The organism is Pedobacter sp. GW822-FHT03F06, assembly GCF_058801365.1.
On sequence record NZ_JBXANE010000013.1, the window covers coordinates 71,718 to 89,432 of the forward strand.

The following is a 17,715-nucleotide window of genomic DNA, read 5'->3' on the forward strand; positions in this document are numbered from 1 at the left end:
CTAGATGAAAATTAAACTAATTCTCTCCTTATCAATCATTTTTTTGCAGTTCAACACCTTTGCTCAGCAGCAGATTAATGTTATCAAAAAACCAATGTGGAACATCAGGGCCTCTTATGACAGCAGGTACGGCACAAAGGTAGATTTATCCGGTAACGCCATCGCCATGATTGTCGACGTGCCCAAAGCCGATTTTGCAGTGGTTACCGTTGATGATAAGCTCAGTCAGAGATGGCTTACAACACTTACTGGTTTTCCAATGGCCATTGGAAAGTTTAAAAGCAACATTATGGTTGTGGCCTCTACAGACCGTAGCTACTTTAAAAGTTTTGCTAATCAATTTGTCGCCTATCTGCTGGAAGAAAAAACAGGCAAAATACTTTCGCAGAAGATAATTTATGATGGCAGCAAAGATTTCATTGAAGCACCGGAATTCTTTTTCTCTAATGATGGTTCCTATTTTAAAATGGCTAGCAGGTTAACGGGGGCAAAACGTAAAGTACATGTTGGATTACCAGTGGTTGGTATTTTAACTGCTCTTAAAATAGAGAAGGACTTTAATGAATCGCAAAGCTACACCGTAATCGATTTTAATGATAAGCTGGAGCAGATCCAGAAAATGGAACCCGACATGCCAGATGGAGATACCTGGAAGGCATCTTGTGGCGATGATGGAAGCTTTATCATCAGTACAGTAGATGCTCAGAAAGGAAAATGTAATGTGGCCATTTATTTGAGCAGTAATCCCAGCCCACTAAAAACAGTGAGCATTCCTTTGGATGCTTTTAACCAGGATGAAATATCGTCGATAAGTTTTGCAAGCAGTAAAAAGCCCCTGGTAAATTACATTGGTATATTCTACAAAAATGCGAACAAGGAACGCTCTACATTAATTGCAAGAATCGATTTCAATAATGGCACCTATACCTCAACAAAGGAAGTTTTTGATAAAGCGCACGTTAAAGAACTGCAAAAATCTTTTGTACCGGTTAACAAAAAATTCAACGATCTGACTTTTTCAGACATTAAATACATGAATATCAGACATATTGCAGAGTACAATAATACACTTCTGGTTACTATTTCCCCAAGGTTCTCTATTACGAGCAGTCATGGTTCTATTACATCTGAGGGATCGCTTCTGATGAATGCCTATGATGTTCAAATGAAACCGCTTTATCACCAATTCTTGCCCCGTGATTATACAAGTAGTATTGCCGGAGAGGGATCAGAGGTTTCGTTCAACCAGACAGAGAAAACCCTTCGGATCTTAGCCAATCAAAAAGATGGTCTTACTGCAGTTGCTACCGTATATGCTGAAATGAATCTGGAATCGGGCGCAATAAACAAAATCAATCTGATATCTAAGGACGACATCAAAAATTCTTATTATGCCAATACAGAATCGATCAGCTGGCTAAATAATAGCTTTGTTATTCCGTTTGTTGAGCGTATGGGCATTTTTAGCAAGAAAGTAGATTTACAGCTTTTACAACTAAAATATTAATCACTCTGCTCCTTTTTCTATATTTGTCTTATGTCGCTAACTGCAATAAAAGAAGAAATGGACGCCCTGGTGGCCGAATTAAACCAGCACAATTATAACTATTATGTGCTGGCTATGCCTACCATTGGCGATTATGAGTTTGATAAAAAATTAAAGCACCTCGCCGAGCTCGAAAAAGCAAATCCTGATTTCGCCGATCCAAATTCGCCTACGCAGCGTGTTGGTGGCGATATTACCAAAAACTTCATTACCGTAAACCACAAATACCCCATGTTATCGTTGGGGAATACCTATAATGAACAAGATCTCCGCGATTTTGATGAACGTATCCGTAAAGCCATTGGCGATAATTTCGAATATGTTTGTGAATTGAAATTTGACGGTTTATCGATTAGCCTCACTTACGAAAACGGCAAACTTTTAAGGGCAGTTACCCGAGGCGATGGCACCAAAGGTGATGATGTAACCAATAACGTAAAAACTATTCATACCATCCCACATCAAATCAAATCAGCTGTAGCACCTGAACATTTTGAAATCCGTGGAGAGATTTTTATGCACAAAGCGGCCTTTTTACGCTTAAATGCTGCCCGTGAAGAACTTGGTGAGATCCCTTATGCAAACCCTAGAAATTTTGCTTCGGGCACTATTAAAATGCAAGACAGCAAAGAAGTTGCCAAACGGCCCTTAGATGGTTTTATTTATTTCTTATACACCGATAAAAATGAATTTAAAACCCATTGGGAAAGTTTAAATGCCGTAAAAGATTGGGGTTTCCATGTTTGCGAACATAACCAACTAGTTTCTAACATCGATGCAGTATTGGAATTTATCCACCATTGGGAAAACGAACGTTTTAAACTAAGTTACGACATCGATGGCATTGTAATTAAGGTGAACAGTTATGCCCAACAGCAAGAATTGGGTTTCACCTCCAAATCTCCACGTTGGGCCATTTCATATAAATACAAAGCGGCAGAGGTTGAAACTATTTTAGAAAAAGTAACTTATCAGGTAGGCAGAACAGGTGCAGTTACTCCGGTTGCCAATTTAAAACCCGTTTTATTGGCCGGTACCACAGTTAAACGCGCTACATTGCACAATGCGAACGAAATAGATCGTTTGGATTTACATGAAGGCGATACTGTTTATGTCGAAAAAGGTGGTGAGATTATTCCAAAAATTATCAAGGTAAATTTAGATAAGCGATTGCCTGGCGCTACAAAGGTTCAATATTTACACAATTGCCCCGAATGTGGAACAGAATTAATCAGAAGAGAAGGAGAAGCAGTTCATTATTGCCTTAACGATGAGGGCTGCCCGCCACAGATTGTTGGAAAAATTCAACATTTCATTTCGCGCAAGGCCATGAACATTGATGGACTTGGTGATGAAACCATCGAAACCTTTTATAAACATGGTTTGATAAATCATATTAGCGATTTATATACCCTGTACCAAAAATCCGATCAGTTAAAAACCTTAGACCGTTTCGGAGAACGATCGATCGAGAACATGCTTGCAGGAATTGAAAAGTCGAAGGAAATGCCTTTTGAGAAAGTACTTTTTGGCTTAGGTATCCGATATGTTGGTGAAACAGTTGCAAAGAAAACTGCCGCTGGCGTAAAGAATATCGACAACCTTTGTAAAGCTACTGTAGAGGAATTAACTGCCATTGATGAGATCGGTCAGCGAATTGCAGAGAGTATTGTTGAGTATTTTGGAAAATCTGAGCATTTACAGCAGATAGAATTATTAAAATCTGCAGGATTACAGTTTGAAATTGAAGAAAAGATAATTACGCTTGATAGTGATAGGCTTATTGGAAAAACATTCGTAATTTCGGGCGTTTTTGAAAACTTTAGCCGCGATGAGCTAAAAGATATGATTGAGGCCAATGGAGGCAAGATGCTGAGCAGTATTTCGGGCAAATTAAATTACCTGGTAGCAGGCGACAATATGGGTCCATCGAAACTGGAAAAAGCGAATAAACTAAACGTTCCGATCATCAGCGATGCCGAACTTTTAGAGATGATAGGTGGGTAGTTTACCACAAAGACACTAAGAACACAAAGTTGATTGATTAAAAGCATCCCTATTGCTTAAAAATAAACTATTTTAATACATTAAGGGATGACTGAAAATTAAATTGCTAAATTAATTGTTAATGCTGCCTATCAGGTTCATGTTGAACTAGGCCCAGGATTATTAGAGTCGGCGTATTAAGCTTGCCTAATTTACGAATTGGTTAATGCTGGATTGCTGGTTTCCAATCAAATAGATCTTCCTGTTTATTACAAGAACACAAAGCTTTATTGTAATTACAGAATAGATATTTTGGTTGAAGAAAAAGTGATTATTGAAGTGAAAGCCGTAAGCATACTTAAAAATGTTCACTTGGCACAAACAATAACGTACCTAAAACTTTCGAACTGTAAGTTAGGGTTACTCATTAATTTTAATGAGACGAAGATAAAGGATGGAATAAAAAGAGTTATAAATGGCTATTTATAACCAAAAAAAATAAAAACCTTGGTGCCCTTTGTGGCTCTGTGGTAAAACAAAAAGTAAATTATATAATGAACAAATTTCAGGGTACTGGTGTAGCATTAGTTACACCTTTCAACACAGATGGATCAGTTGATTATAACGGCTTAAAAAACCTGATTAATCATTTGGTAGACGGAGGGATAGATTACCTCGTTTCTTTAGGTACAACCGGCGAAACCGCTACAATGACCAAGGACGAGAAGAAGAAGGTGTGGGCTTATACTGCTGAAATTAATAACAATAGATTACCTTTAGTTGCCGGCATAGGTGGCAATAACACTTTGGCTGTTGCTGAAGACATTAAATCTTTTGATACTGCTGGTTATAGTGCAATTTTATCGGTTAGTCCTTATTACAATAAACCTACGCAGGAAGGAATTTATCAGCATTATAAGTATTTAGCTGAAATTTCTCCTTTAGATTTGATTTTATACAACGTACCAGGCCGTACTGGAAGCAATATGAGTGCTGAAACCACCTGCAGACTGGCGCATGATTTTAAAAACATCATCGCTACTAAAGAAGCTTCAGGAAGTTTCGATCAGTTTAACCAGATTATGCGAGATAAACCTGCAGATTTTCTTTTAATCTCTGGTGATGACCCGGTTACTTTGCCGATGATCGCTTTAGGTGCCGCAGGAATTATTTCGGTAATCGGGAATGCTTTACCTAAGCAATTTTCTGATATGGTGAAGCTTTGTTTAGCTGGCGATTATAAAGCGGCCTTGCCTGCTCATTTAAGCTTAATAGAATTTACGCGTTTGGCTTTTGCGGAGGGCAATCCGGCAGGAATAAAAGCGGCTTTAAAACATTTAGGTGTTTGTGGCGATACGGTAAGGTTGCCATTGGTTAAAGCTTCTGAATCACTAGAAAAATCGATTATTGCAGAGATAGAAAAACTAAGCGAGGTGGCTTAAACGCTATCCTATTAATATTTTTTAGAACAGATTGTTTGATTTTGCTAAAAGGCAAATGAAGACAATCTGTTTTTTTGTGTGTAAACAAAAAATTACGCAAATAAACCAACTGACAATCAACACCTTAAAACAAAGCTTAAAGACTATAACGCTACAAAATTTTTAGGCGTATTAAAGGCATCATTATTGAATTGGCTTCGATACACACAAATAAACACACACAATGAAAAAATTAGTATTAATTGCCCTGATGGCGATAATGGCTATGGGCTGCAAAAGTAGGTCGTATGTTGAATCTTCAATAGCAATTGGGATGCCCGAAAGTGATTTTAAAAAGGCTAATCGTTCTGCAGAATTGATGTTGGCCAATGATGATGGCACAAATGTTTACCGCATGATCTCAAATTCATTTATCCCAAAACCCGAACCTTTTACTTTCTTTTATTTTTATCAGGGTAAGCTCACACGCTTTGTGAAGTCAGACCGTTTAGATGACTATAAATTTATCCATTAGGTAAAAAGAGAGATTGAATATAATATAGATTTGTCATCCTGAGCTTGTCGAAGGACTTGTTCAATGGTGTTTCGACGGGCTCAACATGACAGAATCTGAAGAGAAATTGCCTTTATAATACAAGCACTTTTTTTAAGATGCTAAGCAATCAATTTATTTCTTCTTTCCATCAGCAGGTTATCCTGCCAAACGCCTTTTGCCTTCCCTATTTTTTCGCGATAGCCCACAACCCTGAAGCCTGCTTTTTCATAGATTTTCAATATCGCAGAATTTTGCAAAAATATCCCGGCCTGAAGCATCCAAATGCCTTTCTTTTCACTTTCTTTAACCAGGGCATCTAACAATAAAGAACCTATTCCCTGGCCTTTATAACCATGTTTAACATACACTTCTGTCTCACCGACCCTGCCAATATCATAATTTGCTGATACTGGCAAAAGCGCGCTCCAACCTATAATTTCTTTACCTTTGCAGGCCACAAACCTACAAGCCTTAAGGTGTGATGAATCCCATTCTACCCAGGAAATATCAGGGGTCCTAAAACTCGCGGTACCAGTATCGATTCCTTCCTGATAAATGGTACTAACCTCACCCCAGTCTTCAGCACGCATTATTCTTATCATAGTTTTAATCAATTATGGCTAAAAAAAAGCCAGTGAAAGCTATATCGTTAATGTTAATTGAACGAAATTAGCCAATCAGGCTCCTTCTAACGAAGATAACAGGCCCGAGTTTGTCCTGTATTATAAATCGATACAACTCGCCTGCAAAAAGCAGCTTAAAGAGCCGTTTCCGTAACAAAAACGTTAAACTAAGGTTCCTCCTTTACAATGTTCTTTGCATACTCAAGAGGGCTCATTCCTACCAATTTTTTAAAAGAATTATAGAAAGCACTCCTGGACGAAAAACCTGCACTATAGGCCAATGCCTCTAGTGTGAAATTTTGCATAATCTCAGGATTACGGATACTGTCCTTAATCCAATTTACCCGATATTGATTAATATAATCAATAAAACTTTTATTGAAATAGCTGTTTAATACCACAGAAAGTATATGACTGCTTATACCGGTTTTTTGAGCGAGAGAATGGAGCCTGATGTCTTTTTGCCTGAACAATTGATGTTTGTTCACGTAGAGCTCCAATTTTCGTCCACATTCTGCGAGGTCTCGGCTTCGTTCTTTAGGTTTCGAAAAGTCTTTCTTGATGGATAGAAGTGTAGAGGCTTTAACATTCAACAAAGAGGCTACCAGCTCTAAAGGCAAACGGTCTAAATAACCTGGATTAGTTTTAGCAAAATACAGATACCTTTCTTTTGCATTCCCTACACGTATAATATGTGCTCTGTGCTGGGCATCTTTATAATATTTTTCTAAAACAACCCTAAAGATATAATTGAGCTCGAAGTGATGTGCAAAAAGCCTATTCAGTTCATTATTATGGATGGCCAACAGATCTGTATCTTCAACAGCCACCACATATTCTTCCGAATAACCCGATCCATGAAGACCTGATATGGAACTAACAAAATCGTTTTCGACTGAGATATAAGTTGTTATTTTTTGTTTATTATGGGTGGTGCAACCCATTACAGCGCCTTTAACAATGAAATAGATATACTCACATACTTCGTTCTCATTGAACAGTATCTGGTCTTTTTTAATACTTAACGTTAAAAGATGTTGCTCAAATTCTTCTTTCAATTTAGTGTCTACAGGATGCACGCTACCCAGCACATTCAGCACATACCCTACATCCTTACTTTCTGCTTTATTGTATTGCAAATGTTTTGACACCTTATACTGTTAATGATGTTAGCGCTTCATACCAAATGAATGACACAGTTGGTATGCTCTATCTACTTTGCCTTAACACAAGCTTTCCATATACCCTAAAATCAAAATTTTCGCTTAATGTTTGTGCCTAAAAGGCTAGCTGGAGCAAATAAATAGAAAGCTAAGGAAAGTTAAGCAATGAAAGACAATTTGTCTTATATATTTTACAGTAAAGATGATATTTAGTGATAAATAAGAAAATGTGGTGTACAAAAAAAGCCTCAGAAATATGCTGAGGCTCTTCATTATAATATTTTGGTCGCTTAAGCTTTGTTTTTGGTTTCCTGAACTTCCAAACGGATGGCCTGAGCTAAGTTTTTCAAATCCTGCATACCTTTACGTATACGGGTTCCAGCAGCGCTGTTACCTTTGTTATAAAATTTGTCTGCATCAGCTTCTAAAGCTGCCACTAGACTTTTTACTTCTTCGAATTTTTTCATTTTTAATTACTCCTATGGTTCTTTAAGGGTTTAGTTTTTAATTATCTACTCTAATTTAAAGGGTTTGATGAAATAAAAAAATTTTTAGAACAATAAAAAACAGCCTTCTACGCCGTTTTTTTCCACATTCTATGCATTTATAAACATATCACCTTAAAAACACGCACAACAAGTAACTGAAATACAGCTTTTTACAAAAACAACCTTAACAAAAAAGCCCTTTAAACGTATTTAAAGGGCCTTGTAAAATTTTTATAAATCTTAAACAGTAGCGAAAAGATTCTCTTTATAATATCCGTTCTCTAATTTTTCAGCAACTTCGCTAAAAGCATCTAAGGTACGCTGTACATCTTCCAGTGTGTGAACTGCTGTAGGAATTAAACGAAGTTCGATCATACCTTTTGGAATTACCGGATAAACAACGATTGAGCAAAAGATACTATAGTTCTCGCGTAAATCGTAAGTAATTGCAGTGGCATCAGAAAGTTCACCTTTTAAGAAAACCGGCGTAACTACTGAATCGGTAACCCCTAAATCGAATCCGCGTTCACGCAATCCTTTTTGCAGGGTCATTGCAATTTCCCAAAGTTTATCTTTTAACTCAGGCTTGCTTTTTAGCAATTCTAAGCGTTTTAACAAGCCGATTACCATTGGCATAGGTAATGCCTTAGCAAAAGTCTGAGAACGCATGTTATACCTTAAGAAATTGGTAATCTGTTCTGTTGAAGCAACAAAAGCACCAATACCTGCCATTGATTTGGCGAAGGTTCCAAAATAAACATCAATTCCATCAATACAATCTTGTGCTTCGTGTGTACCTGCACCGGTTTTACCCATTGTACCGAAACCATGTGCATCATCAACCAGGATACGGAAGTTGAAATCTTTTTTAAGATCAACAATTTCCTTTAATTTACCCTGAGCACCACTCATTCCAAAAACACCTTCAGTAATTAAAAGAATACCACCTCCAGTTTCTTCAACCAGTTTGGTAGCACGCTCTAACTGCTTACGGGCACTTTCAATATCATTATGTTTGTAAACAAATCGTTTACCCATGTGCAAACGTAACCCATCTACAATACAGGCATGCGATTCTGCATCATACACCACAACATCATTCCTGTCAACCAAAGTATCGATAATGGATACCATACCCTGGTAACCGTAGTTTAATAAAAACGCATCTGGTTTGCCCACAAATGCTGCAAGTTCTTGCTCCAGCTGTTCATGATAGTTTGAGTTACCGCTCATCATACGGGCACCCATAGGGTAAGCCATACCAAATTTTGCAGCAGCTTCTTCATCTGCCTTTCTAACTTCCGGGTGATTGGCTAAGCCTAAGTAGTTGTTTAAACTCCAAACCAAATGCTCTTTTCCACGAAACTGCATGTGAGGTGCAATTTCTCCCTCTAATTTTGGAAATGAGAAATACCCATGAGACCATTTCTGGTGTTGCCCAAGTGGCCCCATGTGCTTTGCTATCTTATCAAATATATCCAATGTATTATGTGTTTTTTATAATAAAATTTTGCGAATTTAAGCTTTATTCGTCTTAAAATCAACCTAATGATCTTTTAGGTGTTAATTAGATTTTTAACGCTCCAATTTTATGCCAAAAAAGCCCCGAAGTAAAATCGGGGCTTTAAAATTATATTTGGTTTGTTTTAATCAACGTTATCGTGCAAGAAAGAATTATTAGGCCTGATCTCAGTACCACCGTCTTGATCGTTGCTTAAAGTAAACCTACTCACCTGCGATTCAGAAGAATGCTGAACTTGTTGCAACTGCATTTGTTTGCGTTTATAAGCAGGTTCGTTTTCCAATTCCTGTAAACCATTGGTGGTGCGCAATTTCATGCTTAAATCTTTTAAACGTAAGATACGTTCTTTAGATTTTTTCAATTGCTCTTCCATCGATTCATCACTTTTGTCATCGTCTAAACCTACAACCGGCATTTCGATTTCTGGTTCAGGCTCTGGCATTGGCGGCATTTGGGCAGCTGGTGTTTCGAACACAAAATTAGTTTCAGCTAATTTCACTTCAAACTCAAAACCAGTTTCCTGTGCCTCCTCTACCCGAGGTTCTTCCTCCATCAAAGTACGGCGAACCACATTATTTTCTGGCTCCTGAACTTTTTGAGGTTCCGATTTATTGAACATACCACCAAAAAGATCTGCCTGCGAAACTTCTTCCTTCGTTTTTAAAACAGGCTCGTAAGATGGCGTTGTTTTAGGCTGAATGAAAGAGTTTACTGGTTCAACGGGACGAACTAGCGGCGCTTCTTCAGGTGTTAAAAGTGATATTTTCTTTTTATTTTTTTCTTCGTTTACGCGTTCTTCTGATGTTTGGAAACCTGTAGCAATAATGGTTACTGAAAGTTTATCGCTTAAAGATTCGTCGGTACAGTTACCCCAGATCAAATCAGCCGACAAACCAGCTTTCTCCTGGATGTAATCGGTAATGATCGAAACCTCATCCATGGTTACCTCGCGCAGACCAGAGCTGATATTCAATAAAATATAACGGGCTCCTTCGATTTCATTATCTTTTAACAATGGAGAAGCCAAGGCACCTTCAACAGCCTGTAACGCACGGTCTTCGCCCTCAGCGGCAAAACTACCCATAATGGCTACGCCACTATCTTTCATTACAGTACGCACATCCTTAAAATCCACGTTAATATAACCTGGCACTGTAATAATCTCTGCAATACCTTTTGCTGCCGTTGTTAAAATATCGTCGGCCTGACCAAAGGCAGAGCCCAGGGTTAGGTTTCCGAAGATTTCGCGCAGGCGGTCATTTGAGATAACCAGATAAGAATCTACGTATTTCTTCAACTCTTCCATTCCCTCGTCGGCCTGCAGTCTACGTCTTTTTCCTTCGAAAGAAAATGGTGTAGTAATGATGGCAACAGTTAAAATGTCAAGCTCTTTAGCTGCTTTCGCAATAATTGGAGAAGCCCCTGTTCCGGTACCACCACCCATTCCTGCTGTAATAAAAAGCATTTTGGTTGTACTACCTAACATGGCCTTAATATCATCTATATTCTCTATCGCTGAGTTTTTACCAACCTCAGGGATAGAACCAGCCCCCATTCCTTCGGTTAAGCTAGCACCTAATTGTACCTTGTTAGGTATTGGGCTAGATTCCAAAGCCTGGGCATCTGTATTACAAATAATAAAATCCACACCAGTAATACCAGACAGGTACATATGGTTCACTGCGTTGCCGCCACCGCCTCCAACACCAATTACCTTGATGATTGAAGACTTATCTTTTAACATTTCGAACTGCATATCTTTATGAATCAGTTGTTTAAAAATTTTTAAATTCTGTTCATTACTCAATGTAATATTAACACTTTTTCAACAGACGTTTTCCACAACTGTTGATAATGTGGAAAACTCATCTTTTGTGGAAAAATAATTAACTTTTTAAGTAATCTTCATCGCTTACATTCATGTCATCCTGAATGAAAGTTCTTGTTTTTGCCAGTAATTTATCAAACAAACCTGGTCCGCGTTTCTCTTTTTCTTTGGCTGTTTTTGGTTTTTCTACAAAAACGCCAGGCTGTTTCATTTCTTCAATTAACTCTTCTGCTTTTTGGATTCCTTTGATCAGCAAGCCTACACTGGTTGCATACATCGGGCTTTTCAGATCATCATAAATGGTTTTAGGCATATCTTCATATTTAGATAAATGCTCGTTCGGGTAACCAATACGACAATCTAAACCAGTTACATATTCAACTGCCTGAGATAAGTGTTTTAATAAAGCACCACCACCGGTAATTACAATACCACCGATCAGTTTTTTCTCATATCCGGAAGATTTGATCTCGTAATACACGTGTTCAATAATCTCTTCCATACGCGCCTGGATAACGTAAGCCAGGTTTTTAACAGAAATTTCTTTTGGTTCGCGGCCGCGTAAGCCCGGAACACAAATAATTTCGTTTTCTTTATTCTCTTCTGCCAATGCAGAACCAAAACGCGTTTTTAATAACTCAGCCTGGTTACGCATTACAGAGCAGCCCTCTCTGATATCTTCGGTAACACTATTGCCACCAAAAGGGATAACTGCCGTGTGACGGATAATACCTTCGTGGAAAATAGCAATATCTGTAGTGCCACCACCAATATCAACCAATGCAATGCCAGCTTCTTTTTCTTCCTCGCTCAACACCGATTCAGAAGAAGCCAATGGCTCAAGAATTAAATCCTGAGTTTGCAAACCTGCATTATTTACACATTTGATGATATTTTTTACTGCCGTAACCTGACCAGAAATGATATGGAAGTTAGCTTCAAGGCGAACCCCTGCCATACCGATCGGATCTTTGATTCCCGGCTCGTTATCGATGGTAAATTCCTGTGGCAATACATGGATGATTTCCTCACCCGGCGGCATGACCAGTTTAAACATATCATCAATCAGCTTATCGATATCTTTTTTACCGATTTCGTTGTTTAATTCTCTTCTTGTTAAAATCCCTCTGTGCTGTAAGCTCTTAATGTGCTGACCAGCAATACCCACATTTACCACCTGTATCTCTACATTGGATTGTCCGCTTGCTACTTCAACTGCTTGAGCAATACCCTGCACGGTTTTTTGAATGTTAGAAACCACTCCACGTGTTACACCCGCCGATTCTGCCTTGCCTATTCCTAAGATTTCTATCTTACCGTGTTGTGTTCTACGACCAACGATAACACAAATTTTTGTAGTACCGATATCCAATCCTACTACGATGGGCGACTGACTGGTAAATTTTGCCTTGTCCATATTCGTTAATTTTGCTGAGTTTTATACTGTTTTTCCAGGGCCCTGATTTCTTTCTCTTTTGCTTCTTTCTCTTTCTTCAGTTGGGCCTCAGATTTTGCCGGCTTTGGCTGTGTTGTTACCGTTTGCTTCGGTTTTTCTTTTTTATCCGCCGGTTTTGTTTCCTTCGGTTTGGCGGCCTGCGCAAGCGCTGGCTTTTTTACTTCTTTTTTAACTGGTGCTGTTTTTTTAGTTGCTTCCTTTTTCACTTCCGTTTTTTTCGGCTCGGGCTTTTTGGCTTCAACCTTCGGTACCTCTACCTTTTTAGGCTCAGTTTTTTTTGTTTGGTTTTTTTCGGACTCTTCCTTTTCAGCTGTCTCTGCCTCTGGCCGGTCATCCATCGCCGCAACAATTGTGCTGTTGATCAGTGAATCGGTTACGTTTCGCTGTATCCTCAAACTATCTGCTGCAGAAATTGTTTTTACTTTTTTTCCTAATTCTGTCGAATCTCTTTTTTCGCAAACAATTTGGTTGGTGTATTTAATATTGATGGTTTTATAAGTATCCCAACCTACCTGCGGCATGGCCTTTTTATAGAACAGCAACAGGTTTTTCATTTTCTTTTCAAGTGAATCGGCATTTCCCAAAACAATACGTTGATTACCTACCCTTGGTATCAGTTCGATGTCGTTTTTCTGATCAACCACAATCTGTTCTATCTGAGCATCCCAAAGGGTATCTTTCTTAATGTACTGCGCAGTTTTATATAAATCTCTTGCCAATTGTGTATGCAAAGTATCAACCCTGCTCCCAAAAACCTCTGTAATATGCCCTGTCGCTACAAGCACGTTCGCAGTGAAGTTTGATGAAATAGGCATCTTCAGTCCATCATTATCAATGTAAAAATCCTGTCCGTTCTCGTTCAATATGCGGAGGATAGGCTGGCGCTGTTTTACTTCAATGTGCAGTACGCCATCCATATCTACATATACTTTAGCAAAACCGATGTAAGGGTTAGACTGCAGCTTCTTTTCAATCTTATGAATGTTTATATTCTCGAGGTTACGACCTAAAAGCACACCCTGATCTTCTTTTAAAATGGCATCGATTTCTTCCCGCTCAATGAAGTTATCAGCTCCGGGAATCAGGATCTTAACATCCGTGCATTTAACAGCCTGTTTCTTCACATTGATAAAACTCAAAAGCACCACCACCCCTGCCAAGCTGATTAGCCAGGCAAAGCCAGTAAAAATTGCGCTCCAGTTTATCCTTTTAAGCATTGTTTAAAGTATTTTTAAGGGGTTCAATAATCGTGTCAATATCTCCCGCACCTACTGTTAAAATTAATTCAGGTTTTGAGTCCTTAACATACTGAACCACAAAATCTTTTCCACATAATTTTTTATTTACTAAAGTGATTTTATCCAATAAAAACTGTGCATTTATCCCTTCAAGCGGCAATTCTCTTGCCGGATAAATTTCCAACAGTATCAGTTCATCCGCAGTGCTTAAAACTTTTGCAAACTCATCAGCAAAATCCCTTGTCCGCGTGAAGAGGTGCGGCTGAAAAATCACCGTTAGCTTTTTATCCGGATACAACTGCCTTACCGCATCAAAACAAGCCCTCAGTTCTTCAGGATGATGTGCATAATCATCAATATAAATCTGATTGCTATTATTCACAATATATTCAAAGCGGCGTTTAACACCCTTAAAATTGGCAACCGCCTGTTTTACCTTTTCTGCATCGATGCCCAATTGCAGTGCAATGGCGATGGCAACCGTTGTATTTTCGACATTATGCTTGCCGGGAAGCATTAAACGAATGTCTTTGATGCTTTGTGTACTGTCGGTATAATCGAAAACAAATTTCGATCCTTCGACCCTTAAATTTTCTGCCTTTGCAGTTGCTGTTGAACTTGCCGCATAACTGATGCTTTTTTCAAGTGGAAGCCCTTCGTGCGCATAAAGTGTACCTTCTGCTTTAAGCTGGCCGGCAAACAAACGGAAAGATTCTTCGAGGTGACTTTTATCTCCGTAAATATCCAAATGATCGGCATCCATTGAGGTCACAACGGCCACATCAGGATGCAAGGTTAGGAAAGAACGGTCGTATTCATCGGCCTCTACCACTACAACATTGTTTTTACCGAAAAGCACATTACTATTATAGTTACTGGTTATCCCACCTAAAAAAGCAGTACAATCGTAGCCGGTATCTTTTAAAATATGCGCAACAATAGATGATGTTGTGGTTTTGCCGTGCGTACCTGCAACCGCAATACAGAACATTCCTTTACTGATGATCCCTAAAACCTCAGAACGTTTTTTAAGTTCAAAGCCTTTATTTATAAAATGGTTTAAAATTTTCGAATCTTTCGGAATTGCAGGCGTATAAACCACCAGTGTATCGTCATGATTATCCAAAAATGCACAAGGCAATGAAGAGGCTTCATCAAGATACGTAATGAGAATGCCTTCCTGCTCTAAGGTTTCGGTCAGCTTAGTTCTGGTTTTGTCGTAACCACAAACTACTTGTCCGCGTTTAGCAAAATAACGGGCAAGCGCACTCATGCCGATACCACCGATACCTACAAAGAAAACCCTATTTATTTTACTTAGTTCCATTTTTTTAAGCTGAAAGTTGAAAGACCAAAGCTTAAAGCTTGCCTTTCTATTGTTTTATTTTTTATTTTCTATCGCATTAAGATTGTGCTTCGGACCTTGCAATAACGATCTGTCTTTACTTTGGTCTTTATGCTTTAGTCTTCAAGCTTATTTTATCAATTTCAGTACTTCGTTCGCTATAATTTCATCTGCCGCTGGCAATGCCATTTTGCCCAGGTTTTCAGAAAGTTTTTCGCTCTGTTCTTTGTTATTTAATAATGCCAATGCTTCTTTAACCAAGGTATCTTCTGCAGAACGGTCGTTAATTAATATTGCTGCACCGTTTTTCACCAGGGCCATTGCATTTTTAGTTTGATGGTCTTCTGCCACATTTGGCGAAGGCACCAAAATCACTGGCTTTTTAATTAAACAAAGCTCTGCTATAGTCCCTGCTCCCGCCCGGCTGATAATAACATCTGCAGCCGCATAGGCCAGATCCATTTTATTCAAAAATTCCAGGATCCGAACATTGGGGTGGTATTCCAAACCCAATCTCTCCAAAATTCCTTTATAGTAATATTTACCTGTTTGCCAAATTACCTGCACATCTTGTGCAAGGATATCGGGTAAATGTTTTTCAATTGCTTTATTCAAAGTACCTGCGCCTAAACTTCCACCAGTAACCATAATGGTCTTTTTCAATGGATCGAGTTTTAGTAGTTCGGCACCCTGAAAATGTTTTCCTTTAATGTCAACTACTTCCTGGCGGACAGGATTCCCTGTTTTTAAAATCCTATCAGCAGGAAAAAACTGATCCATGTCATCAAAGGCGACACAGATTTTTGAAGCCTTTTTACCTAACCATTTATTGGTTATTCCGGCATAAGAATTCTGTTCCTGGATGAGGTAAGGAATTCCTTTCAAAGAGGCTGCATACAATAGTGGGCCTGAGGCATAGCCACCAACACCTACTACGGCATCGGGCTTAAAATCACTAATAATCTGCATGGCTTTGCGCACACTACCGATTACCTTGAACGGAAGCGCCAGATTTTTAATAATCGAGCCACGTTGCATTCCACTAATATTTAATCCTATAATTTTATATCCGGCTGCAGGAACTTTTTCCATTTCCATGCGGCCTATTGCACCCACAAACAAAATCTCACAGGTTGGCACCATGCGTTTTAGCGCATTGGCTATGGCCACGGCGGGAAAAATATGCCCGCCGGTGCCACCACCTGATATGATAATTTTTGGGGAATTATTCATTTTAATTATTATTTACCGCAAAGAGCGCTGAGTTTTTCGCAAAGTACGCTAAGCTTTCTATTATTATTCTAATTGAGTTATTGATTAGATCTCCACGCCCTAACCTGTTAAGCTATTGCTGGTATTTCACCTACTATTATTTTATTTTTTGCTTTCTCTTTTTCTTCTTTTGTTAATGCATTTGCATTTTCCTCTACATCACGGCTTACGCTGAGTATAATCCCGAAGGCCACACTGGTAAAAATCATTGATGTACCGCCCATACTTACCAATGGCAGCGGAACCCCTGTTACCGGGCCCAAGCCTACGGCTACGGCCATGTTTGCAAAGGCCTGTATGGTCAGACTGAAACTCAGTCCAGCCGCAAGCAATGCACCGAATGCCTTGGGTGCCCGCGTTACGATCTTGATACATCGGTATAAAAGCACCAGGTATAGTATCATGATTACAATTCCTCCCACAGTTCCCCATTCTTCAATAATAATGGCGAAAATAAAATCGGAATACGGATGTGGTAGGAAATTGCGTTGTGTACTATTACCTGGTCCTTTACCAAAAACACCACCAGTAGCCAAAGCAATTTTTGCCTGATCTGCCTGGAAAGTTTTATCTGAATGCTGCATTTCAGGATGTATAAACGTATTGATACGCGACATGTATGTTTTTCTCCTTGGACCCAAAAAGAAAACAAACAATAACAGTACGAAACCACCTGCACAAACAATCGCGATCTGTTTAATACTGATCCTACCGATAATTAACAGCAAAATACTTACACCAAACAGCATTAATGCTGTAGATAGGTTAGCCAGTGCTATTAAAACAAACACCACACAAACAGAGCCCATAATTGGTATAAATGACTCTTTAACATTTTTAATATTTTCTTGCTTTTTGGTTAGCATCCTGGCCAAAAAGGTAATCAATGCGAGTTTAGCCAAATCGGAAGTTTGAAAAGTTAATCCGATTACCGGTATTTTAACCCACCGAGATGCATCGTTCAAATTCGTTCCGAATATTAATGTATAGAACAGCAACGGAATGGTAACGATCATCAATATTTTCGAAATACCGGCATAATAGCGATAATCGAGCAGGTGGGCAATATAGATCATCCCGATACCCATCAGCACAAAAATCAAATGTTTGGTGAGCAAAAGCTTTTCTACCGTTTCTCCTTTTTTATATGCCAAGGTACCTGTTGCACTGTATACCGCCATTACGGATATAAGCGAAAGCAGGATGATGATCAACCAGATCCATCTATCGCCTTTTGTTTTATTAAGTAGTGCTTGGAACATATATTGTAC

At 38.8% G+C, this 17,715-nt stretch carries 14 protein-coding genes and 1 pseudogene; 5 read left to right on the forward strand and 10 right to left on the reverse strand.

The features are described from left to right. The first annotated feature begins 4 nt into the window (after positions 1-4). The 5 genes and pseudogenes from AC1RJ8_RS20700 (at position 5) to AC1RJ8_RS20720 (ending at position 5,488) form a co-directional block, all read left to right on the forward strand. Positions 5-1,507 carry a hypothetical protein gene (locus AC1RJ8_RS20700; RefSeq protein ID WP_492955439.1) on the forward strand — a complete coding sequence of 501 codons (1,503 nt, stop codon included), beginning with the start codon at positions 5-7 and terminating at the stop codon, positions 1,505-1,507. A 30-nt stretch (positions 1,508-1,537) separates the two neighbouring features. Further along, the gene (gene ligA / locus AC1RJ8_RS20705; RefSeq protein ID WP_492955440.1) at positions 1,538-3,553 is read left to right on the forward strand and encodes an NAD-dependent DNA ligase LigA; all 2,016 of its coding nucleotides are present in this window, start codon (positions 1,538-1,540) and stop codon (positions 3,551-3,553) included. 114 nt (positions 3,554-3,667) lie between these two features. After that, positions 3,668-4,021, forward strand: a pseudogene (locus AC1RJ8_RS20710) (GxxExxY protein). Positions 4,022-4,086: 65 nt separating this feature from the next. Further along, a complete protein-coding gene (gene dapA / locus AC1RJ8_RS20715; protein WP_492955441.1) occupies positions 4,087-4,974 on the forward strand; it encodes a 4-hydroxy-tetrahydrodipicolinate synthase in 888 nt (295 codons plus the stop codon). Between the two features lie 223 nt (positions 4,975-5,197). Next, complete coding sequence (locus AC1RJ8_RS20720) at positions 5,198-5,488, forward strand: hypothetical protein (RefSeq protein WP_492955442.1); 291 nt, start codon at positions 5,198-5,200, stop codon at positions 5,486-5,488. 140 nt (positions 5,489-5,628) lie between these two features. Here AC1RJ8_RS20720 and AC1RJ8_RS20725 read toward each other — a convergent pair whose 3' ends face one another. The 10 genes from AC1RJ8_RS20725 to AC1RJ8_RS20770 all read right to left on the reverse strand — a co-directional run bounded on the left by AC1RJ8_RS20725 (position 5,629) and on the right by AC1RJ8_RS20770 (position 17,706). Further along, positions 5,629-6,111: a GNAT family N-acetyltransferase gene (locus tag AC1RJ8_RS20725; protein WP_492955443.1), complete on the reverse strand. Its 483-nt coding sequence runs from the start codon at positions 6,109-6,111 to the stop codon at positions 5,629-5,631. A 188-nt stretch (positions 6,112-6,299) separates the two neighbouring features. Further along, entirely contained in the window at positions 6,300-7,283 is a 984-nt protein-coding gene (locus AC1RJ8_RS20730; protein WP_493008059.1) for a helix-turn-helix domain-containing protein, read from the reverse strand. Between the two features lie 302 nt (positions 7,284-7,585). Further along, positions 7,586-7,762: an Hc1-related histone H1-like protein gene (locus AC1RJ8_RS20735; protein ID WP_029278061.1), complete on the reverse strand. Its 177-nt coding sequence runs from the start codon at positions 7,760-7,762 to the stop codon at positions 7,586-7,588. A 261-nt stretch (positions 7,763-8,023) separates the two neighbouring features. Beyond that, the gene (locus tag AC1RJ8_RS20740; RefSeq protein ID WP_492955445.1) at positions 8,024-9,265 is read right to left on the reverse strand and encodes an aminotransferase class I/II-fold pyridoxal phosphate-dependent enzyme; all 1,242 of its coding nucleotides are present in this window, start codon (positions 9,263-9,265) and stop codon (positions 8,024-8,026) included. Positions 9,266-9,429: 164 nt separating this feature from the next. Then, a complete protein-coding gene (ftsZ, locus tag AC1RJ8_RS20745; protein WP_492955530.1) occupies positions 9,430-11,061 on the reverse strand; it encodes a cell division protein FtsZ in 1,632 nt (543 codons plus the stop codon). A gap of 130 nt (positions 11,062-11,191) precedes the next feature. After that, on the reverse strand, positions 11,192-12,550 hold the full coding sequence (ftsA, locus tag AC1RJ8_RS20750; RefSeq protein ID WP_055915204.1) for a cell division protein FtsA: 1,359 nt from the start codon (positions 12,548-12,550) through the stop codon (positions 11,192-11,194). Between the two features lie 5 nt (positions 12,551-12,555). Further along, entirely contained in the window at positions 12,556-13,806 is a 1,251-nt protein-coding gene (locus AC1RJ8_RS20755; RefSeq protein WP_492955446.1) for a cell division protein FtsQ/DivIB, read from the reverse strand. Then, on the reverse strand, positions 13,799-15,154 hold the full coding sequence (gene murC / locus AC1RJ8_RS20760) for a UDP-N-acetylmuramate--L-alanine ligase (protein ID WP_492955447.1): 1,356 nt from the start codon (positions 15,152-15,154) through the stop codon (positions 13,799-13,801). Before murC ends, AC1RJ8_RS20755 begins: the two co-directional genes overlap by 8 nt. 147 nt (positions 15,155-15,301) lie before the next feature. Next, entirely contained in the window at positions 15,302-16,405 is a 1,104-nt protein-coding gene (gene murG / locus AC1RJ8_RS20765; RefSeq protein WP_492955448.1) for an undecaprenyldiphospho-muramoylpentapeptide beta-N-acetylglucosaminyltransferase, read from the reverse strand. A 107-nt stretch (positions 16,406-16,512) separates the two neighbouring features. Continuing rightward, positions 16,513-17,706 carry an FtsW/RodA/SpoVE family cell cycle protein gene (locus AC1RJ8_RS20770; RefSeq protein ID WP_492955449.1) on the reverse strand — a complete coding sequence of 398 codons (1,194 nt, stop codon included), beginning with the start codon at positions 17,704-17,706 and terminating at the stop codon, positions 16,513-16,515. Between the last annotated feature and the right edge of the window lie 9 nt (positions 17,707-17,715).